We start from the raw sequence: 26,901 nt of genomic DNA on the forward strand, positions 1-26,901 counted from the left end.
AAAAAATCTCGATCGTAACAAATACTAGAATGAACGAAACTAATGAAGCGGTGATAAAAGATGAATTCTGAAAAATTATCAAAAAGACTTGAAACGGTTGCCTCGTATGTACCAAAAGGTTCTATTTTAGCAGATATTGGTTCAGATCATGCCTATTTACCATGCTACTTAGGTATAAAAAAAACCATTAATAAAGCAATAGCTGGAGAAATAACAGAAGGTCCGTTCTTATCTGCAAAAGAACAAGTCCTTCTCGATGGACTTAGCGACGTGATTGAGGTAAGAAAAGGCGACGGATTATCTGTACTTCAAGAAGATGAAGCAGAAGTTGTAACCATCTGTGGTATGGGTGGTTCTTTAATTACGTCTATCCTTGAAAAAGGAAAAAATAAATTAGGTGCTGCAAAACGGTTAATTCTGCAGCCGAACGTTGGAGCAAAAACAGTAAGAAAATGGCTGTTAAAAGAAAACTGGGTGCTCGTTGCTGAAGAAATACTCAAGGAAGACGGGAAAATTTACGAAGTTTTAGTTGCTGATCGCACGGGTGATCAGCCTTACTCCAACAATGTAGAAGCGGAACTATTGTTAGGTCCATTTTTAATAAATAATCAAAATCAAGCGTTTAAGGAAAAATGGACCGGGGAAGTCAATCAATGGAATGCGATATTGACTCAAATGGAAAATAGCCATGGAGAATCCTCGGAAATCAAGAGGGTGGAACTCGTGAACAACATAAAACGTGTTAAGGGGTGGATGCAGTGAGTAAAACAGCTAATGCGCAATATATCATTTCTCTATTAGAGAGTTTTGCACCTAAAAGTATGGCTGTTGATGGTGATCCTATCGGACTGCAAGTAGGCTCCTTGAATCGGCCTGTAAAAAAGGTAATGATTGCTTTAGATGTACTAGAGAGCGTTGTAGATGAAGCTATCGCAAATGAAGTGGATCTGATTATCGCTCACCATCCCTTAATTTATCGCCCTTTGAAGAAGATAGACACGAATACTCCGAAAGGAAGAGTAATTTCAAAGTTACTGAAACAAGATATCACTGTTTATGCAGCTCACACAAACCTGGACGTAACGGCCTCAGGGGTGAATAGTTGGCTCTCAGACTGCTTAGAATTAAAACAAACAGAAGTGCTCGCTCCTACTTATGAAGAGGAGCTTGTAAAACTCTGTGTGTTTGTGCCATTAACACATGAAGAACATGTAAGACAGGCAATAGGGAATGCCGGAGCAGGTCATATCGGGAATTACAGTCATTGTACTTTTTCATCCAACGGATGGGGTACATTTACTCCACTGGAAGGAACGACACCTTTTATTGGAGAGTTAGGAAAACAGGAACGAACAGAGGAAGTCAAAATTGAGTCGATCATGCCTGTATCCATACAAAAGCATGTAATAGCTGCCATGAAAAAAGCGCATCCATACGAAGAAATTGCCTATGATCTATTTCCGCTTCTAAACAAAGGAAACGAACTGGGAATAGGGAAAATCGGAATGCTTCCTAAAGAAATGGAAATGGAACAGTTTGTTGACCATGTAAAAAAAGCTTTTGGTCTTTCAAACGTTCGAGTGATTAAAGGTCACAATCATAGCATTAAAAAAGTAGCTGTTGTAGGCGGTGATGGAAACAAATATATTTACCCAGCTGTTCGAAAAGGGGCAGATGTATTAGTAACTGGTGATATTTATTATCATAATGCACACGATGCACAGGAAGAAGGGCTTACTATCGTGGATGCGGGACATCACATCGAAAAAATAATGAAACATGAACTTAAACGCGTCCTAGAGAAAGAGCTAGTTAAAAGAAAATATGATACCCAGGTCATAGAATCTGAAGTCATAACCGAACCGTTTACATTTATGTAGATACTTTTACCATAAGTTTACGTGGACAGAAACTCTTAAAAACCAGTCAGAATAGCAAAAAACAAAGCTGGCTTCAAAGCCAGCTTTGCTTTCATTACTTTTTCTCTTTTACTTTTGGAAGGATTCGGTTCAACGTTACTTTACGTTCTTTTTTCCAAGTTTCTTGGTCGTTTTCATCGTAGCTTGCAAGGAAATCAATGACTTCTTTTGTAATGGGTGTAGGTGTTGACGCACCAGAAGTAACCCCTACTTTTTTGACCCCTTTTAACCAAGATAAATCAATCTCTGAAACATCGGAGATACGGTACGATGGGGTTCCTGCTATTTCCTCTGAAACTTGGGCAAGACGATTTGAGTTGTTGCTCCTCGGGTCTCCAACAACCAACACAAGGTCACAATCACCGGCTTGATTTGCTACTGCTTCTTGCCTTACTTGTGTTGCTAAACAAATTTCTTTATGAACTTCAGCATTTGGGTATTTTATTAATAACTGTTTAATAAGTTCAGCTACATCCCATTGGCTCATCGTCGTTTGGTTAGTAATAAGAATCTTTTCACTATCTACTTTTAATTGGTGAAGGTCTTCTGTATTTTCAACAAGATGTACGATATGAGGTGCAATTCCGATCGCACCTTCAGGTTCAGGGTGACCTTTTTTTCCAATATAGATAATCTCATAACCTTCTTTTTCTTTCTCTCTTATCAGATCATGTGTTTTGGTTACGTCAGGACAAGTTGCATCAATTTCATAAAGACCTTTTTCATGCGCGATGCGTCTCACTTCTGGTGACACTCCATGAGCTGTGTAAATAACCGTCCCTGATTCAATGTTTCGGATGATATCTAATCGATTGTTCCCATCAAGTGTAATAATCCCTTCATCTTCAAAGGCATCTGTTACATGTTTGTTATGAACGATCATACCTAGAATATAAATCGGTCTCGGAAGGGTTGGATCATTTGCTGCCTGGCGTGCCATGACCATAGCGTCAACAACACCATAACAATACCCACGCGGCGATATTTTAACGATTTCCATTGTTGGATCTCTCCTTTATTCATATAAAAGACAGCACAGATGGCTATGCTGTCTTGGGAGATGTACTTCTGTATACGTTTATTATAAAGGAGAGGCCACAAGAACTCAAACCCTACACATTATACGTATAGTTTTGGTCCTGAGAGATGATAGCCTTTTGGTACGTTTGCTCTTGGCCGAGTAGGCACTGGTTTTGTGGCAGAAGGTGCTTTTTTAGATTTTTGTATAGGTTGTATATTTGATGTTTTTGTAGATTTTGCCCCTGGTTGGACTGTTTTTTCTTCTTTTTTCTCTTTTTCTGATTTTATTTTATCAGCGTTTTCTTTCTTTTTTGCATTATGTCCTTTTGGTTCATTTTTCTTTTCTACTTTATCCGCTTTTTCAGAGGTATCTGCTTTTCCATCCGCTTCTGTTTTTGTGCTTGATCCGCTTTGGAAATCTTTTAAAGCAGTCATGATAGACGGCAAGTTCTTCATTGCTGGCCCATACTGTTTAATCATGGGTCCCATCGTTTCAGCAACTTTTAGTACTTTTTGTACGTTATTTAACATTGTAAATACATTCGTACCGCCTGTAACACTTCCGCCGCTGCCTATTGTTCCCAAAAAACGATCAACAGATCCTCCAGGATTACGTGGCATACCGTTCATTCCTGACATCCCATGCATGTTTTGCATATGGGGATTTATCTGAAAAGGCTGCATAGGATGTTGAGGTTGAGTAGGATATCTGTAAAAAGGCTGCATAATTCCTCCTCCTTTCCAAAATAATACGCTCATAAACAGAATATGAAATTCAAGAAAACATGTGTGATATTTATCCCTGTTTTCTTAGCAATTATTAAGGATGATTGGCGGAAAAACGAAACTTACTCTATAATACTAAAAGTGAACAGATTTACATTTGAAAAAGAAAAAGGTGAGCGTATGAAAACTCCGTTTGAACGGCTAAAAATAAATGAATCGCTCCAATCTGCATTAAGTGGAATTGGATTTGAAAAACCGACAGAAATACAAGAACGTGTAATTCCTGGTATCATCAACGGCTTCGATGTGATCGGACAATCCCAAACAGGGTCTGGAAAAACCTTTGCCTTCCTGCTCCCGCTTATGCACAGGATTGATAACCAAAAAAATGAAGTACAAGCAGTCATTACCGCTCCTACTAGAGAGCTTGCGCAACAGATCTATAATGAGTTCTTAAAATTATCTGAGCAGTTACCTGAAGATAAACAAATTAAAGCAAAAGCCATCGTAGGCGGTACGGATAGAAAAAGAATGGCTGAAAAATTAAAAACTGTTCCACAGATGGTTATTGGCACACCTGGACGAATCAATGACCTTGTAAAGACACAAGAACTTGTTGTGTACACAGCAAACATGCTTGTTGTTGATGAAGCTGATCAAATGCTTGACATGGGCTTTATTGAAGATGTCGATCATATAGCATCACGTATGGCGAATGAACTGCAGATGATGGTATTCTCTGCAACGGTACCAGAAAAGCTGCAGCCTTTCTTAAAAAAGTATATGAAAAATCCAAAACATGTTCATGTAGAACCACAACATGTTACAGCAAAAGATATTAAGCATGTACTGATACAAGCAAAACACAACGATAAGCTTTCCAAGCTGATCAAGACGGCAAAAGATTTTAACCCATATTTTGCGATTGTTTTTGCAAACACGAAAAAAACAGTTGATGAGATAGCAGATGCCATGTCAGCTGAGGGTATGAGCGTCGAACGTTTACATGGTGATGTACCTCCACGTACTAGAAAAAACATCATGAAGCGAGTTCAAAAAGCTGAATTTCAATTTTTAGTAGCGACTGACCTTGCAGCAAGAGGAATTGATATTAAAGGTGTCAGCCACATCATTAACTATGAGTTTCCAAAGGATCTTGACTTTTACATCCATCGAGCGGGAAGAACAGCTCGTGCAGGAATGTCAGGGATTTGTGCCTCTTTATTTGAGCAGACAGATCAACATGCTGTTCAAAAGCTAAAAGAAAAGAAGATCAGTTTTCAATTGGAGCAGTATAAAAACGGTGAGTGGGTACCTGTTAAACCAAGTAAAAAAGCCTCAAGCCAAAAACAAGAAGATGGCATCTATCTGCCGAAACCAAGAAAAGTAAAACCAGGCTATAAGAAGAAGATGGACGAACAGAAGAAAAAATTAATGAAAAAGAAAAGAAGAAATACAAGATAACAGATTTGTGTGGAGAAGAGGGGAAAGTATGATTAAAATAGGTTCTCATGTTTCAATGAGCGGTAAAAAAATGCTTTTAGCTGCAAGTGAAGAGGCAGTCTCATACGGTGCAAATACCTTTATGATCTATACAGGAGCACCTCAAAACACAAGACGAAAGAAAATAGAAGATTTGAATATCGAAGCAGGAACGAAACATATGTTAGAGAACGGTATTGTTGATATTGTAGTGCATGCACCATACATTATTAATATCGGAAATAGTATAAAACCAGAAACATTCGAGCTAGGTGTTGACTTTCTTAGACGAGAGATTGAACGGACAGATGCTCTAGGTGCCAAACAAATTGTACTGCATCCCGGAGCCCATGTTGGTGAAGGATCTGAAGCAGGAATTAAAAAGATCATTGAAGGTCTGAATGAAGTGTTAACAAAAGAACAAAATGTACAGATTGCTCTGGAAACGATGGCTGGTAAAGGTTCTGAATGCGGAAAAACCTTTGAAGAACTTGCCCAAATCATTGAAGGTGTTAAACTGAACGAAAAGCTTTCAGTATGTTTTGATACGTGTCATACACATGATGCAGGCTATGATATCGTAAACGATTTTGACGGTGTTATGGATCAGTTCGACAAGATTGTTGGCATAGACCGTATTAAAGTATTTCATATCAATGACAGCAAGAACGTTACAGGTGCAGCAAAGGATAGGCATGAAAATATCGGCTTTGGTCATATCGGCTTTGATGCATTGAACTATATTGTGCATCACGAGCAGTTTAGAGAGATTCCTAAAATTCTTGAAACACCTTATGTAGGAACGGATAAGAACAACAAGAAGCCGCCTTACAAATTAGAAATTGAAATGATCAAAGGGAAAGAGTTTGATCCAGAACTTCAAAATAAGCTCTTATCATAATAAAAAAGTCGCACAGGTGTGCGGCTTTTTGTTTTACTTGTTTACCTGTCAATGTACGTTTGAATTAAGTATTGAATATAATTTGCTTTCTCAGGGCTGACTTCTTTTGCAATCGTTGCAATGATTTGTTTTCGCTGAGCAAGATTTTTTATATCGATGGTCTGCCTTCTTAAAATGTTTACGATTTTTTCTGCTTCTACTTGGGATATGGGAAGCTGATATTGCGCTGCCAGAGTGATTAATTCATTTGGACTCATCGTATTTAATTTTTGGTTAACAAAGTGCACGATAATTGGATTCATACACAAATCCCCTCCTGACTTTTTCATTGTATGAGTCAAAAGCGGAGAAAGTGCTAAAAAAAAGACTATGGAATTATTCCAAAGTCTTTTTTTCCTTTTGTGATTATACAATTGTATGGAGTACAAAGTTCATCAAAAATAAGAATGCGATCACATACATGGTTACAGGTACTTGCTTTTTCTGACCCGACATCCATTTGATTAGCGGATAAGCGATAAAGCCGAATGCAAGTCCATCCACAATGCTGTATGTTAATGGAATTAGGGCGATAACTAGAAATGATGGAAACATTTCAGTAAAGTCAGCCAAAGGTATATGTTGAATCTGCTGAACCATCAACCCGCCTATTATGATTAAAACAGGAGCAATAGCACCATCCGGAATATAAGCAATGAATGGAGCTGCAAAAATAGATCCAATGAACAATATTGCGACTGTTATGCTCGTTATTCCTGTTCTTCCGCCTTCTGTTATACCTGATGCACTTTCCACTGTCGATATGGTTGGACTTGTACCAAATAATCCTGATACGATGGAAGAAGCGGCATTTGCCTGAAACGCTTTTGGAAATTTTTCTTGGTCGGGAAGCAGACCGTATAATAATCCCATATTTTCAAAAGTGATGATCATCGTTAGTGAAAATGTAGCGATCCAAAAAGAAAGCTGGCTTATCCCAGAGAAATCGAAAGCAAACAATAAGTCACCAAACGGCTTAAGTGAAAAACCATCTGACATCTGCTGTACTTTCTGCGTATGTCCCATTAAGAATCCTATAAAAGTCGTCAGTGCAATTCCGATTAGGAAACTGCCTTTTACGTTCTTTAAAAACAAAGCAAGAGTTAGTCCGAGACCAACCATTGTAAGAATTGCATCAGGATGATCAAGATGACCTAACTTTACAAACGTTGCAGAGCTGGCTTCAATAATGCCGCCTTTTTGCAGTCCAATAAAAGTTAAAAACAAGCCGATCCCTACTGTAATACTATGTTTTAAAGATTGTGGAATACTCTTTGAAAGTATGTCCTTTAAAGGGGTAGAGGCGATAATCAGAAACAAAACACCTGATAATACGACTGCAGCAAGTGCCTCTTGCCAGCTTAAGTTCATGCCCTGTACGATTGTATAGGTGAAAAACGCGTTGACACCCATACCTGGTGTAAGAATTATAGGTGCATTTGCATATAATCCCATTATTAAGCAGCCAACTACAGAAGTTAAAATAGTCGCTAACACGACACCTTCATAAGGCATACCGGCATCCGCTAATATTAGTGGATTAACGATAATAATATAAGCGATCGTGAAGAATGAGGTGATACCTGCAAGTATTTCTTTTTTAATCGATAATTGATCTTGTTTCATGTATTCCTCTCTTAAATCTGAAAAAAAACCCTCTCCCACCCAGCAGTAACCTGCCAGAGATGATTATATAGCATATGTAGAAATATGGCTAGAAAAAATCATTTACATTTTTGTGTCCACACTATATAATTTGACTTAAGTAAAAAAGTTGCCCATAGGAAACTTTTTCTTGTGCGCGGACAAATCACTTCTTTCTTTGCAATTCATACATTGTGAAGGAATTATTTTATAGGTAAAAGTTGCACTCAGGCAAAATAAGTTACCGGGTGAAAAAGGAGGTCATTTCTCATGGAACGAGCAATAGAGATTGAGCAATTATTCGTCTCGTACTTAGGGAACCAAGTTGTTAAAGATATAACGTTCTCAGTGAATAAAGGAAGTCTTGTTGGGATTATAGGACCTAACGGAGCAGGAAAATCGACCTTGATGAAGGCTGCTTTAAACTTGATATCAAAAGATAAAGGAAATGTTAAAATTTTTGGTGAACCGTTAAAAAGATGGAAAACGAATATTGCCTATGTACCTCAGCGATCAGATATCGACTGGGATTTTCCGATAACTGTGATTGATGTTGTTTTGTTAGGTACGTATCCGAAGCTAGGATTGTTTAAAAGGCCATCCAAAAATGATAGAGCATGGGCCTTTGACTGTCTTAAAACAGTAGGTATGGAACAGTTCAGCAACCGTCAGATCGGTGAACTCTCAGGAGGACAGCAGCAAAGGGTGTTTCTTGCAAGAGCTCTTGCACAAAAAGCAGAATTATTCTTTCTCGATGAGCCATTCGTTGGAATCGATGTGGCCAGTGAAGAGACCATTATTAATATCCTTAGGGATCTAAAACGAGAAGGAAAAACGATTCTTGTCGTACATCACGACTTAAGTAAAGCAGAGTCTTATTTTGATCATCTGCTTCTTCTTAACAAACACATGATCCACTTTGGTGCGTCTGAAGAAGTTCTTCAGCCAGAGGTGATTACAAGAGCGTACGCAAATCAATTTTCCTTTCTTCAGCCAAAAGGAGTGAATGTAACGTGAATTTTATCGATTTTATTGAAGCCCTCTTTCAATATCAATTCCTCCAAAAAGCATTGTTTACATCGATTATGGTCGGTATCATCTGTGGGATTGTAGGGTGCTTTATTATTTTAAGAGGAATGGCATTAATGGGAGATGCGATCTCTCATGCTGTATTACCTGGTGTAGCAATCAGCTATATGCTTGGCATCAGTTTCTTTTTTGGTGCTGTAATAACTGGAGTTCTAACTGCGATAGGAATCGGCTATGTTAGTCAGAACAGCAGAATTAAACACGATATGGCAATTGGTATTATGTTTACGAGTATGTTTGCTGTTGGGATCATCATTATCACATTTATGAAAAGCAGTGCCGATCTCTACCACATTTTGTTTGGAAATGTTTTAGCCGTTCGGATGAGTGATATGTGGATGACACTTGGCATTGGTGTTTTGGTCATTGCATTAGTCGTTCTTTTCTATAAAGAATTGCTTGTTTCAACATTTGATCCAACAATGGCACAAAGCTATGGTTTACCGAATAAATGGATTCATTATGCGTTGATGGTTGTCCTAACAATGGTAACCGTCGCTTCTCTTCAAACGGTAGGAATCGTACTTGTGGTTGCGATGCTGATCACACCAGCAGCAACTGCGTATCTGCTTACGAACCGTTTGTCTGTCATGATCTATCTTTCGGCATTGATTGGAACCATTGCATCTGTTTTCGGATTATATTTTAGTTTTACTTATAATCTGGCATCTGGTGCAACAATCGTATTAGTATCAGCGTTTATGTTCGCACTGGCCTTTTTCTTTTCGCCTTCACAAGGTTTAATGTGGAAGGCGATGAAAGCCAGAAAAAATAGAGTAGAGCTAATGAGATAAAGGGAGGAAATTGAAGAATGATTAAAAAATTAGCAGGTGTTTTTATGGCAGGATCTTTATTGTTGGCGGCTGCATCAGGCTGCAGTTCAGTAAAAGAAGATTCTGAGAAAGTGGAAGTAGTAACGACTTATTCAATCATTTATGACCTAGTCAAAAATGTAGGCGGAGAAAAAGTAGAGGTTCATAGCATGGTGCCGATCGGGTCTAATCCTCATGAATATGATCCGCTGCCAGAAGATGTTTTAAAAACAACCGATGCAGATGTTGTATTCTATAACGGTCTAAATTTGGAAGAAGGAAACTCTTGGTTTAACAAATTATTAAAAACGTCAGATAAAGATGGAAAGGATGCCCCGGTTTACAGAGTAAGTGAAGGGGTGGAAGCTATTCATCTTGAATCAAAAGGATTAGAGAAAGAACCAGATCCTCATGCATGGCTAAATATCAATAACGGTATTATTTATGTAGAAAATATTCGTGATGCACTGATTAAAGAAGACCCTGATAACAAAGAATTTTATGAAAAGAATGCCGAAAAATATATTGCAGAACTAAAAGAATTACATGATGCAACCGTATCAGAATTAGCAAAAGTCCCAGAAGATAAGAGAGTTTTGATTACAAGTGAAGGCGCGTTTAAATATTTTGGAGAAGCCTACAATATGAATACGGCTTATGTTTGGGAAATTAACTCTGAAAACCAGGGGACGCCTCAACAGATCAAAAGTTTAGTGGATTTCATTAAAAACGGAAACATCACGGCTCTTTTCGTAGAAACGAGTGTAGATGCAAGAAGTATGGAAACTGTTTCAAAAGAGACAGGTGTACCAATCAAAGGAAAAGTATTTACTGATTCATTAGGTAAGCCTGGAGAAGATGGCGATACGTATAAAGAAATGATGGAATGGAACACAAGAACGATTATTGAAGGGTTAAAATAAAGTAAACGAGAAGCTGGTCATTACGCCAGCTTCTTTTTTTTATTTTGTTGTCATTTGTTCTATAATAAAAAGATGTGGGTAATTATTGACTGACTTATTTTACATAACAAAAAAAGGCAAGGTGGACGTATGAGCATAAAGGCAGTCTGTTTTGATATGGATGGAGTAGTGGTCCATACGATGCCTCACCATGTGGAAGCATGGCATCACGCATTTAGAAAAAAGGGCTTTAATCATGATGATCTTGAATTTTACCTGAGAGAAGGCATGCCGGGAAGAAAAACAATACTTGATATTTTCCATGCCAATCAAGTTCAGTTTACAGACCGTGATGTTGAAGATATCTACGAGCAAAAAAGAAAATACTTTAAAGAAAATGCAAATTACAGTTTTATTGAAGAGACTGTATCCCTTTTGGAACGTCTCTATAAACAAGGAATTCCTGTTTCATTAGTTACAGGAAGCAGACGGGAATTTGTGGTTGAAGTGGTTGAAAAGCTTCCGGTAGTTTTTCATTCGATCATAACAGGTGATGATGTGAATGAAGGGAAACCCTCACCCGAACCGTACTTGAAGGCGATAAATAATCTTCCCTATGATGCATCCGAGTGGCTTGTTATTGAAAATGCACCGCTCGGAATAGAATCTGCAAAGCGTGCGGGAGCTTTTTGTTTGGCAGTTGAGACCACACTTGAAGAGAAATATTTAAGACAGGCTGATAGGATCGTCAACCCTTCAAATTTAGAGGAGGCGGTAGTCAGTCTTTTGAAAGAGGGGATAACAGATTGAAGAAACAACATAAGAAGGAAAGTAAAACACATCTTGTTTATCGTTTATTTATGATTTTGTTGTGAGCCGGTCTAGCTGCTGCTTCCATTGAGCTGTTATTAATTCCGAATCGAATCATTGATGGAGGAATAATCGGTGTATCACTTATTTTGGATTATTTGACACCTGCTAATTTTGCGTTGCTTGTATTCTTATTGAATCTGCCGTTTATGTATAATGGATACAAACAAATCGGAAAGACGTTTGTAGTTTCTTCTTTGTTTGCTATTATCAGTCTTGGTGTAATTGAAACACTTTTGCACGGAATTGAGCCTTTTACGAATCAATCGATCTTAGCCACAGTTTTCGGGGGAGTCATGCTTGGGACAGGGGTAGGCATTGTAATCCGTCATGGCGGTTCATTAGACGGAACGGAGATATTGGGGATACTTTTAGCTAAAAAGTTTCCTTTTTCAATCGGTGAATTTGTTATGTTTATTAATGTGTTTGTTTTTGTTTGGGCTGGTTTCGTTTTTGGATGGGAACAGGCAATTATTCGGTTATGACGTATTATATTGCCTTTAAAACGATAGACACTGTCATACAAGGGTTGGATGAAACGAAAGCCGTTATCATCGTATCCGATCACTATGAAGAGATTTCTAATGGAATCTTAGACCGATTGGGAAGAGGCACTACGAAACTAAAAGGCAAAGGCGGTTATACGGAACTGAAAAAGAAGTCATCTATGCTGTTATTACTCGCCTAGAAGTAACTAAGTTAAAGAACATTGTATATGAAATTGATTCAAATGCATTCATAACCATTATGAATACTCAAGAAACAATAGGGGCGAAATTTAAGGCTCCCATTCATTAATTTAAGCTCAACTGCATGCCAGTCTGTAAGGCATGCTGTTTTACTTTTCGCTATTTTCGTGTATACTATGAGACAGTCTAAATCGTACTCATTACTACTTATCAAACGTTAAAGGAAGGATGATCATGGTGAACAAGAAGAATATTCCAGCTGTTTTAGTGGATGATTTATCCTTCCATTATGGTGAAAAAAACGTACTTGAACATATAACAATGGAAATTACACAAGGATCCTTTTTAGGGCTTGTAGGTCCAAATGGATCAGGGAAATCGTCTTTAATCAAATGTATACTTGGTCTATTAAAGCCGCAGCAAGGTGGCGTTTATTTATTTGGAGAAAAAGTTCAAAAATTTAATGACTGGGAAAAAGTCGGCTATGTTTCTCAAAAAGCGAACAGCTTTAACACCGCCTTTCCTGCAACAGCCTTTGAAGTCGTGTCCATGGGGTTATTTGGTAAGGTTGGTCTATTTCGTTTTCTAAAGGCTACGGACAAAGAGAAAGTCTGGGAAGCTTTAAGGTCTGTAAACATGGAGGAATTTGCTCAAAAGAACATTGGTGAACTCTCAGGCGGACAGCAACAGCGAATTTTTATCGCGAGAGCTTTAGTGAGTGATCCAGAGTTATTAATATTGGATGAGCCAACGGTTGGAGTAGATGTCGAATCTTCTGCATCCTTTTATAAAATGCTGGATAGTCTTCATCGGGAAAAAAAGATGACGCTCGTTTTAGTTACTCATGATGTTGGCGTTATGACAGATTATGTTACAGATGTAGCATGTTTAAACAAGCAGATTCACTTTCATGGAAATACAAAAGAATTTGAGGAAAGTTCTTCAGAAAACATGTCTGCTTTTTATGGGCATCATGTTCATGTGCTTAGCCATGACCATGAACACAGATAAGGGGATGAACAAATGTTTCCAATTTTTAAATATGAATTTTTACAAAATGCTTTTTTAACCGGAATTATGGTTGGTTTGTTAGCTCCGGTTTTAGGGGTATTCATTGTAGTTAGACGTCAGGCCCTTATCGCAGATGCCCTTTCCCATATAACGCTTGCTGGAATTGCTGCAAATTTATTGCTTGGAAAATGGTTTGCACTTTTTGCAGGAGCGAATCCGATCTATCTGGGAATGGCCTTTTCAGTAGGCGGAGCAATCTTCATTGAGCAGCTTCGGAAGGTCTACAAACATTATGAAGAGTTAGCCATTCCGATTATTATGTCGGCTGGTATCGGACTTAGTGTGATTTTTATTTCGATGGCAGATGGATTTAATGCAGATTTGTTCAGTTACCTTTTCGGCAGTATTATTGCGGTTAAACAATCTGATGTTTGGACGGTATTTGCCATTTTAATTGTGGTACTTTTGTTTGTTTTTTTCATGTATAAGGAATTATTCGTACTTTCATTTGATGAAGAACAAGGCAAGCTTTCAGGTATAAGAAGCAATTGGATTTTGATTGCGTTTATGGCAATTACCGCATTAGTTATTGCAGCTTCCATGAAAGTTGTAGGCATCCTTTTAGTATCCTCTCTTATGACGTTGCCGGTGGCTGCTAGTATTCGAATTGCAAAAGGATTTAAACAAACCATCTGGCTTTCTGTTTTATTTGGAGAGATCGCTGTAATTCTAGGGATGTTTTTATCTTATTATTTGGATATCGCGTCAGGCGGTACAATCGTCTTATGTCTTGTTCTCATATTAACACTGTGTATTTTATATAAAAAGTTTACAGGTTCACGAAAGGTGGGTCATGTATGAAATATACGTTAACAATTGATGGAGCGATGGATCTGTTAAAAGAAAAAGGGTATAAATACACTGAAAAAAGAAGAGATCTGCTTACTCTTTTTGCACGGGAAAAGAGATACCTATCAGCCAAAGATGTTCAAGAAGCTTTGAAAGATAAATACCCCGGCCTTAGTTTCGATACGATCTATCGGAACTTGACCACATTTGCAGAATTAGATTTACTTGAAGAAACGGAATGGGAGGGCGAAAGAAAGTTTCGGTTTACTTGTTCGCATAATGAACATCATCATCACTTAATTTGTTTAACATGCGGCAGTACGAAGTCGATTCATTCATGTCCGATGGAGGTTTTAAATACCGACATAAACGGTTTTGATGTGACCGGTCATAAGTTTGAGATCTACGGCTATTGCACCGGATGCAAACAATAAAATATTTCATTAAATTTGAGTATGCTCCTCCTTTCATTAAGCCAAGCTATAGAGAAAGGAGGTTTTTTTATGCCTGAAGTTAAATGTAATGTTTCAAATTGCACCTATTGGGGGGAAGGCAATAACTGTATAGCAGATGCTATTCTTGTTGAGATCGACAAACATGCGAATAATTCTTATGACATGAGTGCTGGCGGTAACCTCGAAGGAGATGCAGCACATAAAGATCATGCCCACGAGACAGCAGAAACTTGCTGCCATACCTTTAGGGCAAAACATTAATCAAAGAGGCCGATTTTAGGCCTCTTTCTTGTAAGAAGAATGAATGCCCATAAGTTAACATCTATGAAAACCCCCTTTGAATGCCATAATAATAACGCTCCTTAAGACTAAAAGAGGGGGAATTTAAAATGGCATACGAAAAAAATGAGCGAGATATAAACGAAGCTGACTTTCGAGAAGAGATGGCAGCTGAAGCTGTGCCCGTTAGAAGTGACATGACTTTTCCTGAAAATGAACGACCTCATTTAGATGATGGCAGAGATCGTGGACATGTTCATCAGGAAAGAAAAGAAAGAGAAGGCGGAAGAGCAACAGGAGTTATCGCGCTTATCCTCTCAGTTCTTTCTTTGTTTATTCTTCCTGTTTTATTAGGAGCTGCAGGTATTATCGTTGGATTTGTTGCCAGAAGACAAGGTGCAAAAATGCTCGGAAACTGGGCAATCGGAATCGGAATCGTTTCCGTTATTATTTCCTTGTTTTTTGCACCGTTCTTTTAACGTAAGAGGGAGCAAAGAAGAAGCGTATCGCTTCTTCTTTTTTATGGAACAATATTCAGTTTGTTCTCTTTTGTCGAAAATCGGATAAATTTTATTTAACGTGGAATTAATTAAAATAACGTTTGAATTATTAGAAATAACGTGGAATTCATTGAAATAACATGGGATAAATCTTCATAAGAATAAACCTGTGCGAATCAGGTGTACAAAACGTCAATTCGTGCATATCAAAAAGACATTTTTTTTGTGTCTCTAAGTTATTTAAAGCTACTACTAGAGACCCGCAAAAAAAGCTCCCGGCATCGGGAGCTTTCCTTTTATCAAACTTGCTGTGCTTCTGCTTTTAATTTTTCTTCATGTGCTTTAGCCAAAAGATCTACTTCTTTTTTTAATTCATCAAGCAATTGATCTTCTGGAATTTTTCTGATGATCTCCCCATGTCTGAACAATAACCCTTCTCCTCGGGCTCCTGCAATACCGATATCAGCTTCTCTTGCTTCACCAGGACCGTTTACTGCACAACCTAAAACAGCTACTTTTATGGGCGCACGCACTTTTGAAATATATTCTTCAACTTCATTTGCAATGGAAATCAAATCGATCTCGATACGTCCACAAGTCGGACAAGATATTAGAGTTGCGGCATCTGAAAGAAGACCAAATGATTTTAATAATTCCCGGGCAACTTTAACTTCTTCTACCGGGTCAGCACTTAATGAGATTCGAACGGTGTTACCGATCCCTTTATGAAGAATCGCACCAAGGCCAGCTGCACTTTTTACAGTTCCGGCAAACAATGTTCCTGATTCAGTAATTCCTAAGTGAAGAGGGTAATTGAATGCTCTTGATGCCTTTTCGTATGCTTCAATGGCTAAATTTACATCTGATGCTTTCATCGATACAATGATGTCGTGAAAATCAAGCTCTTCTAATATTCGGATGTGATCTAAGGCACTTTCTACCATTCCATCTGCAGTCGGATATCCGTATTTTTCTAAATATTTTTTTTCTAAAGATCCTGCATTAACACCAATTCGGATAGGGATACCTTTTGCTTTGGCTGCTTGAACGACAGCTTCAACCTTTTCGCGGCGTCCGATATTTCCTGGGTTAATTCTAATCTTATCAGCTCCGCCCTCGATCGCTTTTAGTGCAAGTTTATAATCAAAGTGGATATCAACAACTAGCGGAATCGTAATTCTTTTCTTGATTTCAGCGATGGCTTCTGCCGCTCGCATATCAGGGCATGCTACACGGACAACTTGGCAGCCAGCTTCTTCTAAACGCTTGATTTCTGCTACTGTTGCTTCCACATCATGAGTCTTTGTCGTCGTCATACTTTGTACGATTACCTGGTCAGTACCTCCGATGGTCAAAGGTCCAACTTTTACAGGTCTTGTTTTTGAACGGTGGGTGATTTCACTCATTTGGTGAATCGCTCCTTTTATTTAATTGACAGTATTAGTCTGTCCTATCGATAGTTCATTTTAGCAGGGATTATTTTGTTTTGACAAGTATTGTTACCTTTCCGCTTTTTTATAAGAGGGAAATTTATAAGTTTGTCCTATTTGTATACTTTCAGGATTTACGCCAGGGTTCAATGTTTTGAAGTCTTTTATCATAGATATGATGGAATAATCTCCGTTCGAATTTAATTTTTCAACCACTGAAATTAAAGTATCTCCAGGGTTAACTTCATAAGAATGGTATTTATGAATTTGATCTTTCGTCTTAATTTGCGCTTTTGCGGGTTGAGCTTGAGGGAGTGTGCCGATTTTCAGATCATAAGCAACTACATATAAGATAAGCAAAATTGTACAACCTGTTAAAAAACGTTTCATTTTATCCCTCTCCTTTCTCATATAAGACTATATGCTTGTCCACTTTTTTTATGACAGGTTAAAAGTGACTTTCTCAGGACCTGTGGTGTAAAATGGAAAGAAATGATGGACAAAAAAGAAATGTGTGTAGCGTATCACTGTAGTTGTACCGATGGGAGAGGTGAACAGTATGAAAAAAGCAAAAGTAATGGCACTGCTTTCAATTATGGCTGCTGCATTATTTATCGCACCATTGAAGATGTTAGCGGACGCAGCGCCAGGTGATGTTATTGTCACTTTAGGACAAAATCTAACTGAGGAACAAAAGAATTCGTTAGTAAAGGAAATGGATGTAAAAGAAGATGTCCAAACCGTAACAGTTACAAATGAAGAAGAACATAAATACTTAGGTAATTATATTTCGAAGGCCCAAATTGGTTCAAAAGCGATCTCATCTTCAAAGATTACAATAGGAGAAAAAGATCAAGGGTTATCTGTGGAAACGAACAACATCAATTGGGTTACCGAAGAGATGTATATGAATGCATTGACAACAGCAGGTGTAACAGATGCTGAAATATATGTGACAGCCCCCTTTGAAGTGTCAGGGACAGCCGCATTAACAGGAATTTTAAAGGCGTATGAAACAACTGCTCAAATTGAAATTCCTGAAGCACAAAAACAAGTAGCCAATGAAGAAATGGTCAAGACTGCAAAACTTGGTGAACGAATCGGTGTAAAAGAAGCAACTGAACTAATGACACGTGTTAAAGAAGAAATCGCTAAAAATCCGGTACAATCAGAAGAAGACCTACGTGCTTTAATCGAAAAGGTTGCGAAGGATATGGGGATTGATCTAACTCAAGAAGAGCTTAACGGCTTAATCTCTCTATTCAATAAGATGAAGGATCTTAATATAGATTGGAATCAAGTACAAAGTGATCTTAAGAACATCAGTGAGAACTTAGGGGACTTTCTAAACAAAGAAGAAACACAATCCTTTATTCAACAAGTAATTGCTCTCTTAGTTGCTTTGATAGAAGCGATAAAATCAATATTTAAATAAAAAGAAAGCGGCTCATGAGCCGCTTTCTATTTTTTTTACAGGAATATGCTTTATAGCTAGAAGAAGAATTAGACTCGAAACAATCCAAAATAAAAGAAAAGAAAAGGGTAAATGCACATTCAGTACAAAAAGAATGGTTAACAAGAAAACAGGCAGTGTAATGGAATAACAGGACATTACCCATAAATGTTTATAGGTTAATTTCTTCTTTAGTATTTTTGAGAAGGGAAGACCCAGCCCCGCCAATACTGAGATTCCCGAAAATAAACTTCCTGCTAGAAGGATATACATCGCCAGATAGACTACCATCAGAACGATCGGAAGAATGCCTTCCATGGATAAAGCAAATTCTTTCATTTGTTCAGGATCTAAACCGTAATTTTGGAAATTATCCATGCTTGTATTTCTTTGATTAAGATTCAATACAAATAGTGTTACCACTGGAATCATGGATAAAAATGCTAACGCTAAGATATAAAGAATCGTACTGCCAACACCAAGAAAACGAAAATGCGAAATAGCTGCTGTAGAGTATAGACTTTTTAGTAAACGGATATGTAAATTCATGAAAAAACTCCTTTGTTGTTTGAACATTTTTAGTGTACATGAAGCATTAAAAATCGACAATGTTAAATCAATTGTAAAGGAATTATTACAAAACCCTATTTTTTCTTTACATAAAGTTCACAAATGGAGATAATGGCAAAGGTCTATAACAGATTGACAATAAGGAGCTGTATTCATTGAATTATCAAGAAATGTTATTTCAATTTATCGGAGGATTAGGTATCTTCTTGTTTGGGATTAAATACATGGGAGATGGCCTTCAAAATTCTGCAGGGGATCGATTACGAGATATACTTGATAAATTAACGACAAACCCATTCATGGGAGTATTAGCAGGAATTTTTGTAACGGTTCTAATACAGAGTAGTTCCGGGACAACTGTCTTAACGGTGGGATTAGTAAACGCCGGATTCTTAACTCTTCGTCAAGCGATTGGAGTTATAATGGGTGCCAATATCGGGACTACAGTAACTTCATTCATTATTGGAATTGACGTAGGTGAGTATGCTTTGCCGATTATAGCAATTGGTTCAATGTTAATCTTTTTCTTTAAAAATCCTAAGTATAACTATTTCGGTCAAATTACGTTCGGTTTCGGAGCGCTCTTCTTAGGGCTTGAACTTATGGGTGACGGGATGAAACCTCTAAGAAGTTTGCAGGCATTTCAAGATTTAACAATTTCTATGAGTGACAATCCTATTCTTGGAGTCGTAATAGGAACTCTATTTACCGTAGTTGTTCAATCATCGAGTGCAACAATTGGGATTCTACAAGAGCTTTATTCTCAAAATATGATTGACCTAAAAGCTGCCTTGCCGGTGTTGTTTGGTGATAATATTGGTACGACCATCACAGCAATCCTTGCAGCGATTGGAACAACTGTTGCAGCAAGAAGAGCTGCTCTAACGCATGTTATCTTTAATTTGCTTGGTACGGTAATCTTTTTAATCCTTCTTGTACCATTCAGACATTACATCGAATTTTTATCAACAAAATTAAGTTTAGAACCAGCCATGCAGATCGCGTTTGCTCATGGAACGTTTAACATCACCAATGTACTTGTTCAATTCTGGTTTATAGGACTGCTTGCTCTTATAGTTACAAAAATAATAAAAGGCGAAGATGTATTAATTGAGTACAAGGCAAAGCATTTAGATGAAATTGTACTTGAATCTTCTCCTGCAATGGCGATTAGCCAAGCTAAGCAAGAAATTATTAGAATGGCAAACTATTCACAAGCTGGATTAAAAGAAGCAATCGCTTATTTAAATGAAAAAGACAAAAAGAATTCTGATTTAGCTCTTCAATACGAAGAAGCGATAAATAATCTTGATCGTCAAATCACATCTTATTTGGTGAAATTGTCGACTCATCCATTAACCCCTCAAGAATCTAATGAACATTCTATGCTTTTAGATACGTCTCGTGATATAGAGCGTATTGGGGACCATATGGAAAATATTATTGAGCTTGTGGACTATCAGCTGAGAAACAATGTTCGTTTAACAGATATCGCTAAACAAGACCTTGATACGATGTTCAATCTTACAGTTTCAACGGTTGACAAAGCTGTAAAAGCACTTGAGGAAAATAATGTGGAACTTGCAAAAGAAGTTCTTGGACTAGAAGATAAAATTGATAAGATGGAACGCACGCTTAGAAAACAGCACATCATTCGTATGAATGAAGGTTCTTGTGATGGGAATGCGGGAATCGTCTTTGTAGACATTGTGAGTAACCTTGAAAGAATAGGGGACCATGCAGTTAACATTGCAGAAGCAGTATTAGAGAAGTAAACTATTACCAGGAGGATTTCTCTCCTGGTTTTTTTTATTTCATGGAGGGTGATGAACATGGAAACGTTATATTGGATATTAATCGGAGCAGCTTTTGTTATTAGTTTTATCGCTTTAGTCTATCCGATTTTACCAGGTGTACTATTCCTGGCTGCTGGATTTATTATTTATGGATTGGCATTCACATTCAAGCCTTTCACCCTGATATTCATAGCAATACAAATATTACTGTTTATCAGTTTGTTTGTTGTGGATTACGTTGGAAATGCTTTAGCGATTAAAAGAAAGGGCGGGTCTAAGGCTGCATTATGGGGAAGTACGATCGGACTTATCGCAGGTCCATTTGTTATTCCTGTTGCAGGTATATTAATCGGCCCATTTTTGGGTGCTGTTTTAACTGAACTCATTTTCCACAGAAAAGGGTTTAAGGCGTCTGTTTCGATCGGTATAGGGACAGTACTCGCATTTGTGGGAACAACGATTGTAAAAGTTTTTACTCAAGTTCTGATGATAGGGTACTTTTTTTATCAAATTCTATAAACGACCTTGCTTATTGCTCTGTGAAATGCTATATTATTTTTGTTCTAAAAAAGCACATGTGTTCGTTGAAAAATCTTATTGACAGGAATAAAGACATCATGCTATAGTAGTTCTTGTCCTTAAAAAATGTTTTTTTCATTATTCCACAGTAGCTCAGTGGTAGAGCTATCGGCTGTTAACCGATCGGTCGTAGGTTCGAGTCCTACCTGTGGAGCCATTTTGGCGGTGTAGCTCAGCTGGCTAGAGCGTACGGTTCATACCCGTGAGGTCGTGGGTTCGACTCCCTCCGCCGCTACCAAAATGTTTTTATTTTCCACGATGGCGGTCGTGGCGAAGTGGTTAACGCACCGGATTGTGGTTCCGGCATTCGGGGGTTCGATTCCCCTCGTCCGCCCCATATCTTTCTTACATAACCATATATTTACCATGGACCCTTAGCTCAGTTGGTCAGAGCGGTCGGCTCATAACCGATTGGTCGTAGGTTCGAGTCCTACAGGGTCCACCATAAGTCGAGGAGGTATACCCAAGTCCGGCTGAAGGGATCGGTCTTGAAAACCGACAGGGGTTTAACGACCCGCGGGGGTTCGAATCCCTCTACCTCCTCCATTACATATTTAAGCTCAGTGACGATGAGCAAAGACTATGAGTGGTCTCGATGGATATGCTCCTAAGAGTTTATCATTTTGTTTTTTAACATTTATGGCTCGATAGCTCAGTCGGTAGAGCAGAGGACTGAAAATCCTCGTGTCGGCGGTTCGATTCCGTCTCGAGCCACCATACTCATACATACAAACCTTGCGATTTCTTTAGCAAGGTTTTTTTATTTCTAAAAGGAACAGTGCTTAAGAATTGAAAGTTTCGCTTCAATTTGATAAGGTAAAATTAGTGTTAAATCACTTTTTATACAAGTAAGTTGAATAATTGGTTTCACTTTTCAAGGTTATCTTGAGAATGAAAATAAAAACTCTACATATTACAAGGAGGAAATGAACATGGCTAAATTTGAACTGCCTGCATTACCTTATGAAACAAATGCTCTTGAACCACATATTGACAAAGAGACGATGGAGATTCATCATGGACGTCACCATAAAGCATATGTGGACAACCTGAATGCTGCTCTTGAAGGTCAAACAGAATTTGAAAATAAAAGTATTGGGGATCTTCTTTCAAACCTTGATTCTCTTCCGCAAAATATTCAAAACGCAGTAAGAAATAATGGCGGTGGACACGCAAATCATAGCTTGTTCTGGGAAGTAATCGCACCAGGTGGAGCAAATTCTCCAACTGGAGAACTCGCTGATAAAATCAACAATAAATTTGGCAGCCTAGATGCGTTTAAAGAAGAATTTGCTAATGCCGGGAAAACAAGATTTGGGTCCGGATGGGCTTGGTTAGTCGTAAATAATGGTGAACTTGAAGTTACAAGTACTCCAAACCAAGATACTCCAGTTATGGAGGGGAAAACTCCTATTCTTGGATTAGATGTTTGGGAGCATGCTTATTATTTAAAATACCAAAACAAACGCCCTGATTACATCTCTGCATTTTGGAACGTTGTAAACTGGGATGAAGTTGAAAAACGCTATAATGAAGCGAAGTAAGCTCTTAATAAAGCTGCTGGTTTTACCAGCAGCTTTTTATTATTCCCTTATCCTGGACTTGGAATCGTTTCGCTAATGTTATTAAGACATCATCAAGTAATAAATTCCCGTCGCCGAAAGGGATGTGCGATTGAATGACAAAAATATTATTTGCCTGGAAATACCAAACATAATCCCCACTTTCCTGTATTAAGCCTTCCTCTTTGTCTTCTTCCTTTTTTATTACAGCGCTTATATTCGATGTTTCACTTTCAAAAATCCAATATTCGAACATAAAAAACTCTCCTTTATACAATAAAAACCAATTAAGTAAATTGTGAATAGCCCCTCATCAGTTGAAAGACACTAACGACGATATGTAAAGGGGCGAGAAACATGATACGGAAAAAATTCATGGACAGCGACCAATACCCTAGGGATCTTTTTTTGCTGCTATTTGTCGGAGGTTTGTTTACGTTAAGTACAGCCTTATCCAATACATTTGTTAATATATTTTTATGGAAGCAATCCAAAGATATAACCGATATAGCGTTTTACAATCTTGCTATTGTTGTCATGCAGCCGATTGCCTTTACTTGGGCTGGATGGTGTGCAAAAAAAATTGATCGCGTGATCGTATTAAGGATAGGCGTAGTGATTTTGGCACTATTTTATATTGGTGTACTGCTTTTAGGATCCATGGCAAGTCATTACTTAATAGCCCTCGGAGCCATGTTAGGTTGCGGTCTAGGGTTTTACTGGCTTGCTTTTAATGTTTTAACACTAGAGGTTACTGAACCTGAGACGAGAGACTTTTTTAATGGCTACCTTGGAGTATTAAATTCCTTGTCAGGAATGATTGGTCCTTTAAGTGCTGGTTTTATTATTACAAGAATGGACAAACATTTAGGATATGAAACCATCTTTACGGTTTCGATGATTTTATTTTTGATGGCAGTGATATTAAGTTTCTTTTTAAAGCGAAGAAGAGCAGAGGGAACTTATGGATTGAAGGAAGTATTCCGTGAAACGAAAGTAAATAAAGATTGGCTTCAACTACTCAAAGCTCATTTCTTTCAAGGTTTGCGTGAAGGAACGTTCATATTTTTAATCGTTATTTGGGTATACACTGCATCAAATAGCGAATTTGCCTTAGGAACATTTGGGTTTGTTCAATCCGTCGTTTCTTTTATTGGGTATTATATGGTTTCTCATTATTTAAAACCATACTATCGGAAAAGGGCTATTTTTGCAGGAGGACTATTGTTATTTATCTCTCCTTTTTTGTTGCTAGTTCCCATTTCCTTTAAATTATTAATTATCTATGGTGTTTCTGTCTCTATCGCTTATCCGCTTCTATTAGTGCCATATGTGTCGTTAACGTATGACATTATAGGAAAATGCCGGGGAATTTATGAAAAGAGAATAGAGTACATTGTGGTACGTGAATTATTTTTAAATATGGGAAGGATTATTTCCATTCTCACCTTTATTTTCGTTGTTCACTTTTTGTCTGAAGAGCGTGGCATACCCTTTCTATTGCCGATACTTGGAGCGGGACATTTTGCCATATATTTTTGTTTAAAGGATGTATCTGTTCCTGCAAATTCTCCGGTTGAATCGATCGAGTTTTCTGAAACCCAACAAGATGGTAATAATTCTAATAAACAATAATTATCTTTTGACATTTTAAGCATGGTAAGGATACTATTGTTATGTAAATATAATAACCGGTTCGTTTAAGACACCTGATTCTAGGTGTCTGTGCTGTTTTAAGGGGAGATTTACAATATTATGAAACCAAAATCCAATAAAAAGAAAAACCACGTACCGATTAGAATTAATGCTTTATTTTTGTCGGTATTTTTGCTCTTTTCCATTCTTGTTCTTCGCTTAGGCTATGTACAAATCGTCAAAGGTGAAGAATATAAAAGAAATGCTTACTTGACTGAAAATGTGACAACAAAACTGGATGCACCACGCGGCAAAATGTTCGATGCTCAATATCGAGTAGTTGTAGACAACGAACCTGTCTTTTCCATTACATATACAAGGACAAGAGAAGCAGATACAGAAAAAAGGCATGATATTGCAAAAAAATTAAGTGAATTGATAACAAAAGAAACAGAAGATCTAACCGATCGAGACAAAAAAGACTACTTTATTTTCTTGAATGAAAAAGTGATGAAAGAAAGAATAACAGCATCAGAAGAAAAAAAAACACCCCCTAATGAGCTTTATGATTTAATGCTAAAAAAAGTTACGCAAGAAGATATTGAGTCATTAACCGAATCGCAACTTGAAGTTCTCGCGATAAAAAGTGAAATGGATCGTGGGTATACGCTTTCTCCTCAGAGAATTAAAATTGGAGCTACACAAAAAGAAATCGCTATGATCAGTGAACACTTACCAGAGTTGGAAGGCATTGATATAAAACCTGATGCTGAACGCTCTTATCCATTCAAAGAGTCTTTTCGGGATGTTTTCGGACAAGTTAAACAAATTCCAAAAGCGAGAATGGATTATTACACAATAAGAGGCAATGACCGCAATGATATGGTAGGGACAAGTTTTTTAGAGGAACAATACGAATCTGTTCTTCGTGGTACAAAAACAAAAATTAAGTATGTTACCGATAAAAAAGGAAATCCTGTCGGCGATCCAGTAGAAGAAGAAGGGGCAAGAGGGAGCGATTTAGTTTTAACCGTTGATATGAATCTTCAGCAAAAAGTGGAGAGTGTCATCGAGGAAAAATTAAAAGAAGCGATACGTGGAAAGTATGCGTACGACAACAAACAATTAGACAGTGCCTATGTCGTGATGATGGATCCGTATACAGGAGAAATTTTGTCTATGGCTGCCAAAGAATATGATCGCAGTTCCGGTAAATTTAAAGACATCCCGTTTGGTAACATCTATCATTCCTATGCAATGGGTTCAACCGTAAAAGGAGCGACTGTATTAACAGGCTTGCAAGAAGGAGTAGTTTCATCTCAAACTATCATTAATGATGCACCATTAACATTCGGGGATGGAAGAAAACTAAAATCCCATGAAAACATGGGAGCTGTAGATGCAGTTGAAGCACTGGAACGATCTTCAAATATATACATGTGGCACATCGCGATGCGCCTTTCAGGATACGACTATGCAAACAAACGATTCAATGATCATAAAGTAAATGAAGCCTTTGAGATCCTACGAAATTCATATAGTCAATTTGGTCTTGGAGTACCTACGGGCATTGATCTCCCTTCTGAAGCGACAGGATACAATACCGGGGTAAGCAATGAACTGTCTCAGGCTATGTTCTTCTCTATAGGACAATTTGATACGTACACACCCATGCAAATGGCTCAATATGTAGCAACCATTGCAAATGGCGGATTAAGAATGCAGCCTCATTTATTGAAAGAAGTAAGAGAGCCTTCTATTGATCCAAATAAATTAGGCAAGCTTCTTTATCGTTTTGAACCTAATGTTTTGAATAAAATAGAAATGAATCAAAATGATATTAAAGTGGTACAAAAGGGTTTTCATGAAGTGATGAACGGAAAAAATGGAACAGCTGCATGGATATTTAAAGATAAAGAATATAACCCTGCAGGTAAAACGGGTACAGCTGAAGTCGATAAAAAAACAGGTTTATACAACAAGACATTGATTGGCTATGCCCCATATGATAATCCAGAAGTGGCATTTGCAGTGATTGTTCCTGACATTCGGGAAGGCTATACAAACAATGAAATTGGTGAAGGAATTCTCGACGCTTATTTTTCCATGAAAAAAGAGGGTATATCAACAAAACAAGAGACAGAGCAAAAACAAAAAGAGAAAGAACCGCGTTAGATGAGGGTACTGAAAAAGTGTTTGCGTGTCGGGGCTGAACGAGCCGCTTACGCTTTACGGACTGTCCCACTGGTCTCGAAGGAGTCAGTACCCTTCCGCTACAATCCCTACAAATAAATTTAAAAAAGATCAAACCAGCTATTATCGAGTTGGGTTGATCTTTTTTTCTATAAAATAAAGAAATCAAATATTGGTCGATGCCCTTCAGTCCCTTTTGATTTGATTTTACTTCTAGAAAATATGCTTCGCCAATGATTAAGCTTGTAGATTATTCGCTTATCTATGATAACTAAAGGACCAATTATGATCATGACAACGGCAGAAAGCCATTGCTCCAATCCAGATGTTCAAATATTTGTTATTAAGGGCCTTGTTATTTTAATTAAAATGGCTTTTCAGTGGCCTCGCGTTAGATATGTGGTTTCTTTTGAATAGTTACGGGTAAACAGTAAATGATAAGTATGTATACAACTTGAAATCAGTCTTTACAAACTCTTTACAATTCATTAAAACG

At 37.7% G+C, this 26,901-nt stretch carries 28 protein-coding genes, 6 tRNA genes and 1 pseudogene; 27 read left to right on the plus strand and 8 right to left on the minus strand.

Annotated features, from left to right (window positions below):
- Window positions 1-60 precede the first annotated feature (60 nt).
- Together KUV80_RS02255 and KUV80_RS02260 are read left to right on the plus strand one after the other, a co-directional pair.
- Window positions 61-762: a tRNA (adenine(22)-N(1))-methyltransferase gene (locus tag KUV80_RS02255; protein WP_222461059.1), complete on the plus strand. Its 702-nt coding sequence runs from the start codon at window positions 61-63 to the stop codon at window positions 760-762.
- Window positions 759-1,880, plus strand: a complete 1,122-nt coding sequence (locus tag KUV80_RS02260) for a Nif3-like dinuclear metal center hexameric protein (RefSeq protein ID WP_222461060.1) — start codon at window positions 759-761, stop codon at window positions 1,878-1,880. Before KUV80_RS02255 ends, KUV80_RS02260 begins: the two co-directional genes overlap by 4 nt.
- Window positions 1,881-1,974: 94 nt before the next feature.
- Here the strand turns inward: KUV80_RS02260 and KUV80_RS02265 are convergent, their stop codons facing one another.
- Together KUV80_RS02265 and KUV80_RS02270 are read right to left on the minus strand one after the other, a co-directional pair.
- A complete protein-coding gene (locus KUV80_RS02265; protein ID WP_222461061.1) occupies window positions 1,975-2,919 on the minus strand; it encodes a 4-hydroxy-3-methylbut-2-enyl diphosphate reductase in 945 nt (314 codons plus the stop codon).
- Between the two features lie 119 nt (window positions 2,920-3,038).
- A complete protein-coding gene (locus tag KUV80_RS02270) occupies window positions 3,039-3,665 on the minus strand; it encodes a YqfQ family protein (protein WP_222461062.1) in 627 nt (208 codons plus the stop codon).
- A 180-nt stretch (window positions 3,666-3,845) separates the two neighbouring features.
- On the opposite strand from KUV80_RS02270, the gene KUV80_RS02275 reads away from it, so the two are divergent.
- Window positions 3,846-5,129: a DEAD/DEAH box helicase gene (locus tag KUV80_RS02275; protein ID WP_222461063.1), complete on the plus strand. Its 1,284-nt coding sequence runs from the start codon at window positions 3,846-3,848 to the stop codon at window positions 5,127-5,129.
- 28 nt (window positions 5,130-5,157) lie between these two features.
- A complete protein-coding gene (locus KUV80_RS02280) occupies window positions 5,158-6,048 on the plus strand; it encodes a deoxyribonuclease IV (protein WP_222461064.1) in 891 nt (296 codons plus the stop codon).
- A gap of 41 nt (window positions 6,049-6,089) precedes the next feature.
- Here the strand turns inward: KUV80_RS02280 and KUV80_RS02285 are convergent, their stop codons facing one another.
- Together KUV80_RS02285 and KUV80_RS02290 are read right to left on the minus strand one after the other, a co-directional pair.
- On the minus strand, window positions 6,090-6,350 hold the full coding sequence (locus KUV80_RS02285) for a DUF2624 family protein (protein WP_222461065.1): 261 nt from the start codon (window positions 6,348-6,350) through the stop codon (window positions 6,090-6,092).
- Window positions 6,351-6,453: 103 nt separating this feature from the next.
- Window positions 6,454-7,713, minus strand: a complete 1,260-nt coding sequence (locus tag KUV80_RS02290) for an NCS2 family permease (RefSeq protein WP_222461066.1) — start codon at window positions 7,711-7,713, stop codon at window positions 6,454-6,456.
- A 288-nt stretch (window positions 7,714-8,001) separates the two neighbouring features.
- Between KUV80_RS02290 and KUV80_RS02295 the strand changes: the two genes are divergently transcribed.
- The 11 genes and pseudogenes from KUV80_RS02295 to KUV80_RS02340 all read left to right on the plus strand — a co-directional run bounded on the left by KUV80_RS02295 (window position 8,002) and on the right by KUV80_RS02340 (window position 15,166).
- Window positions 8,002-8,748, plus strand: coding sequence for a metal ABC transporter ATP-binding protein (locus KUV80_RS02295; protein WP_222461067.1), 747 nt, complete (start codon window positions 8,002-8,004; stop codon window positions 8,746-8,748).
- Window positions 8,749-8,753: 5 nt separating this feature from the next.
- Window positions 8,754-9,614, plus strand: coding sequence for a metal ABC transporter permease (locus KUV80_RS02300; protein WP_425308466.1), 861 nt, complete (start codon window positions 8,754-8,756; stop codon window positions 9,612-9,614).
- A gap of 17 nt (window positions 9,615-9,631) precedes the next feature.
- Window positions 9,632-10,555, plus strand: a complete 924-nt coding sequence (locus tag KUV80_RS02305; protein ID WP_222461069.1) for a metal ABC transporter substrate-binding protein — start codon at window positions 9,632-9,634, stop codon at window positions 10,553-10,555.
- Between the two features lie 129 nt (window positions 10,556-10,684).
- On the plus strand, window positions 10,685-11,344 hold the full coding sequence (locus KUV80_RS02310) for an HAD family hydrolase (RefSeq protein WP_222461070.1): 660 nt from the start codon (window positions 10,685-10,687) through the stop codon (window positions 11,342-11,344).
- A gap of 131 nt (window positions 11,345-11,475) precedes the next feature.
- Window positions 11,476-12,092, plus strand: a pseudogene (locus KUV80_RS02315) (YitT family protein).
- Window positions 12,080-12,202: a DUF2179 domain-containing protein gene (locus KUV80_RS18575; protein WP_338083476.1), complete on the plus strand. Its 123-nt coding sequence runs from the start codon at window positions 12,080-12,082 to the stop codon at window positions 12,200-12,202. Before KUV80_RS02315 ends, KUV80_RS18575 begins: the two are co-directional and overlap by 13 nt.
- 125 nt (window positions 12,203-12,327) lie before the next feature.
- The gene (locus tag KUV80_RS02320) at window positions 12,328-13,104 is read left to right on the plus strand and encodes a metal ABC transporter ATP-binding protein (protein WP_222461071.1); all 777 of its coding nucleotides are present in this window, start codon (window positions 12,328-12,330) and stop codon (window positions 13,102-13,104) included.
- 12 nt (window positions 13,105-13,116) lie between these two features.
- On the plus strand, window positions 13,117-13,965 hold the full coding sequence (locus tag KUV80_RS02325; protein WP_222461072.1) for a metal ABC transporter permease: 849 nt from the start codon (window positions 13,117-13,119) through the stop codon (window positions 13,963-13,965).
- On the plus strand, window positions 13,962-14,387 hold the full coding sequence (locus tag KUV80_RS02330; RefSeq protein WP_222461073.1) for a Fur family transcriptional regulator: 426 nt from the start codon (window positions 13,962-13,964) through the stop codon (window positions 14,385-14,387). The genes KUV80_RS02325 and KUV80_RS02330 overlap by 4 nt, the downstream gene beginning before the upstream one ends.
- 69 nt (window positions 14,388-14,456) lie before the next feature.
- The gene (locus KUV80_RS02335; RefSeq protein ID WP_222461074.1) at window positions 14,457-14,669 is read left to right on the plus strand and encodes a DUF1540 domain-containing protein; all 213 of its coding nucleotides are present in this window, start codon (window positions 14,457-14,459) and stop codon (window positions 14,667-14,669) included.
- Between the two features lie 128 nt (window positions 14,670-14,797).
- Window positions 14,798-15,166, plus strand: coding sequence for a DUF4190 domain-containing protein (locus KUV80_RS02340; RefSeq protein WP_222461075.1), 369 nt, complete (start codon window positions 14,798-14,800; stop codon window positions 15,164-15,166).
- A 320-nt stretch (window positions 15,167-15,486) separates the two neighbouring features.
- On the opposite strand, the gene ispG is transcribed toward KUV80_RS02340, so the two are convergent.
- Entirely contained in the window at window positions 15,487-16,593 is a 1,107-nt protein-coding gene (gene ispG / locus KUV80_RS02345; protein ID WP_222461076.1) for a flavodoxin-dependent (E)-4-hydroxy-3-methylbut-2-enyl-diphosphate synthase, read from the minus strand.
- A 93-nt stretch (window positions 16,594-16,686) separates the two neighbouring features.
- Window positions 16,687-17,007, minus strand: a complete 321-nt coding sequence (locus KUV80_RS02350) for a LysM peptidoglycan-binding domain-containing protein (RefSeq protein WP_222461077.1) — start codon at window positions 17,005-17,007, stop codon at window positions 16,687-16,689.
- A gap of 169 nt (window positions 17,008-17,176) precedes the next feature.
- On the opposite strand from KUV80_RS02350, the gene KUV80_RS02355 reads away from it, so the two are divergent.
- The gene (locus KUV80_RS02355) at window positions 17,177-18,052 is read left to right on the plus strand and encodes a DUF1002 domain-containing protein (protein WP_222461078.1); all 876 of its coding nucleotides are present in this window, start codon (window positions 17,177-17,179) and stop codon (window positions 18,050-18,052) included.
- 12 nt (window positions 18,053-18,064) lie between these two features.
- On the opposite strand, the gene KUV80_RS02360 is transcribed toward KUV80_RS02355, so the two are convergent.
- Window positions 18,065-18,619 (minus strand): DUF1189 family protein, encoded by a 555-nt coding sequence (locus tag KUV80_RS02360; protein WP_222461079.1) that lies wholly within the window; start codon window positions 18,617-18,619, stop codon window positions 18,065-18,067.
- Window positions 18,620-18,810: 191 nt separating this feature from the next.
- On the opposite strand from KUV80_RS02360, the gene KUV80_RS02365 reads away from it, so the two are divergent.
- The 9 genes from KUV80_RS02365 (at window position 18,811) to KUV80_RS02405 (ending at window position 22,559) form a co-directional block, all read left to right on the plus strand.
- Window positions 18,811-20,415, plus strand: a complete 1,605-nt coding sequence (locus KUV80_RS02365) for a Na/Pi cotransporter family protein (protein WP_222462233.1) — start codon at window positions 18,811-18,813, stop codon at window positions 20,413-20,415.
- Window positions 20,416-20,472: 57 nt separating this feature from the next.
- A complete protein-coding gene (locus KUV80_RS02370) occupies window positions 20,473-20,955 on the plus strand; it encodes a DUF456 domain-containing protein (protein ID WP_222461080.1) in 483 nt (160 codons plus the stop codon).
- A 142-nt stretch (window positions 20,956-21,097) separates the two neighbouring features.
- Window positions 21,098-21,172, plus strand: a tRNA-Asn gene (locus KUV80_RS02375).
- Between the two features lie 4 nt (window positions 21,173-21,176).
- A tRNA-Met gene (locus KUV80_RS02380) sits at window positions 21,177-21,253 on the plus strand.
- A gap of 23 nt (window positions 21,254-21,276) precedes the next feature.
- Window positions 21,277-21,352 (plus strand) — tRNA-His (locus tag KUV80_RS02385).
- Between the two features lie 31 nt (window positions 21,353-21,383).
- A tRNA-Ile gene (locus KUV80_RS02390) sits at window positions 21,384-21,460 on the plus strand.
- A gap of 8 nt (window positions 21,461-21,468) precedes the next feature.
- Window positions 21,469-21,561, plus strand: a tRNA-Ser gene (locus KUV80_RS02395).
- A gap of 95 nt (window positions 21,562-21,656) precedes the next feature.
- Window positions 21,657-21,732: transfer RNA gene (locus KUV80_RS02400), tRNA-Phe, on the plus strand.
- 215 nt (window positions 21,733-21,947) lie between these two features.
- Window positions 21,948-22,559, plus strand: coding sequence for a superoxide dismutase (locus KUV80_RS02405; protein ID WP_222461081.1), 612 nt, complete (start codon window positions 21,948-21,950; stop codon window positions 22,557-22,559).
- 22 nt (window positions 22,560-22,581) lie between these two features.
- Here KUV80_RS02405 and KUV80_RS02410 read toward each other — a convergent pair whose 3' ends face one another.
- Window positions 22,582-22,833 carry a hypothetical protein gene (locus KUV80_RS02410; RefSeq protein ID WP_222461082.1) on the minus strand — a complete coding sequence of 84 codons (252 nt, stop codon included), beginning with the start codon at window positions 22,831-22,833 and terminating at the stop codon, window positions 22,582-22,584.
- A 101-nt stretch (window positions 22,834-22,934) separates the two neighbouring features.
- On the opposite strand from KUV80_RS02410, the gene KUV80_RS02415 reads away from it, so the two are divergent.
- Entirely contained in the window at window positions 22,935-24,212 is a 1,278-nt protein-coding gene (locus KUV80_RS02415) for an MFS transporter (protein WP_222461083.1), read from the plus strand.
- 120 nt (window positions 24,213-24,332) lie between these two features.
- The gene (locus KUV80_RS02420) at window positions 24,333-26,387 is read left to right on the plus strand and encodes a penicillin-binding transpeptidase domain-containing protein (protein WP_222461084.1); all 2,055 of its coding nucleotides are present in this window, start codon (window positions 24,333-24,335) and stop codon (window positions 26,385-26,387) included.
- Window positions 26,388-26,901 lie beyond the last annotated feature (514 nt).

This window comes from Fictibacillus nanhaiensis, assembly GCF_019801215.1.
Lineage (GTDB): Bacteria > Bacillota > Bacilli > Bacillales > Fictibacillaceae > Fictibacillus > Fictibacillus nanhaiensis_C.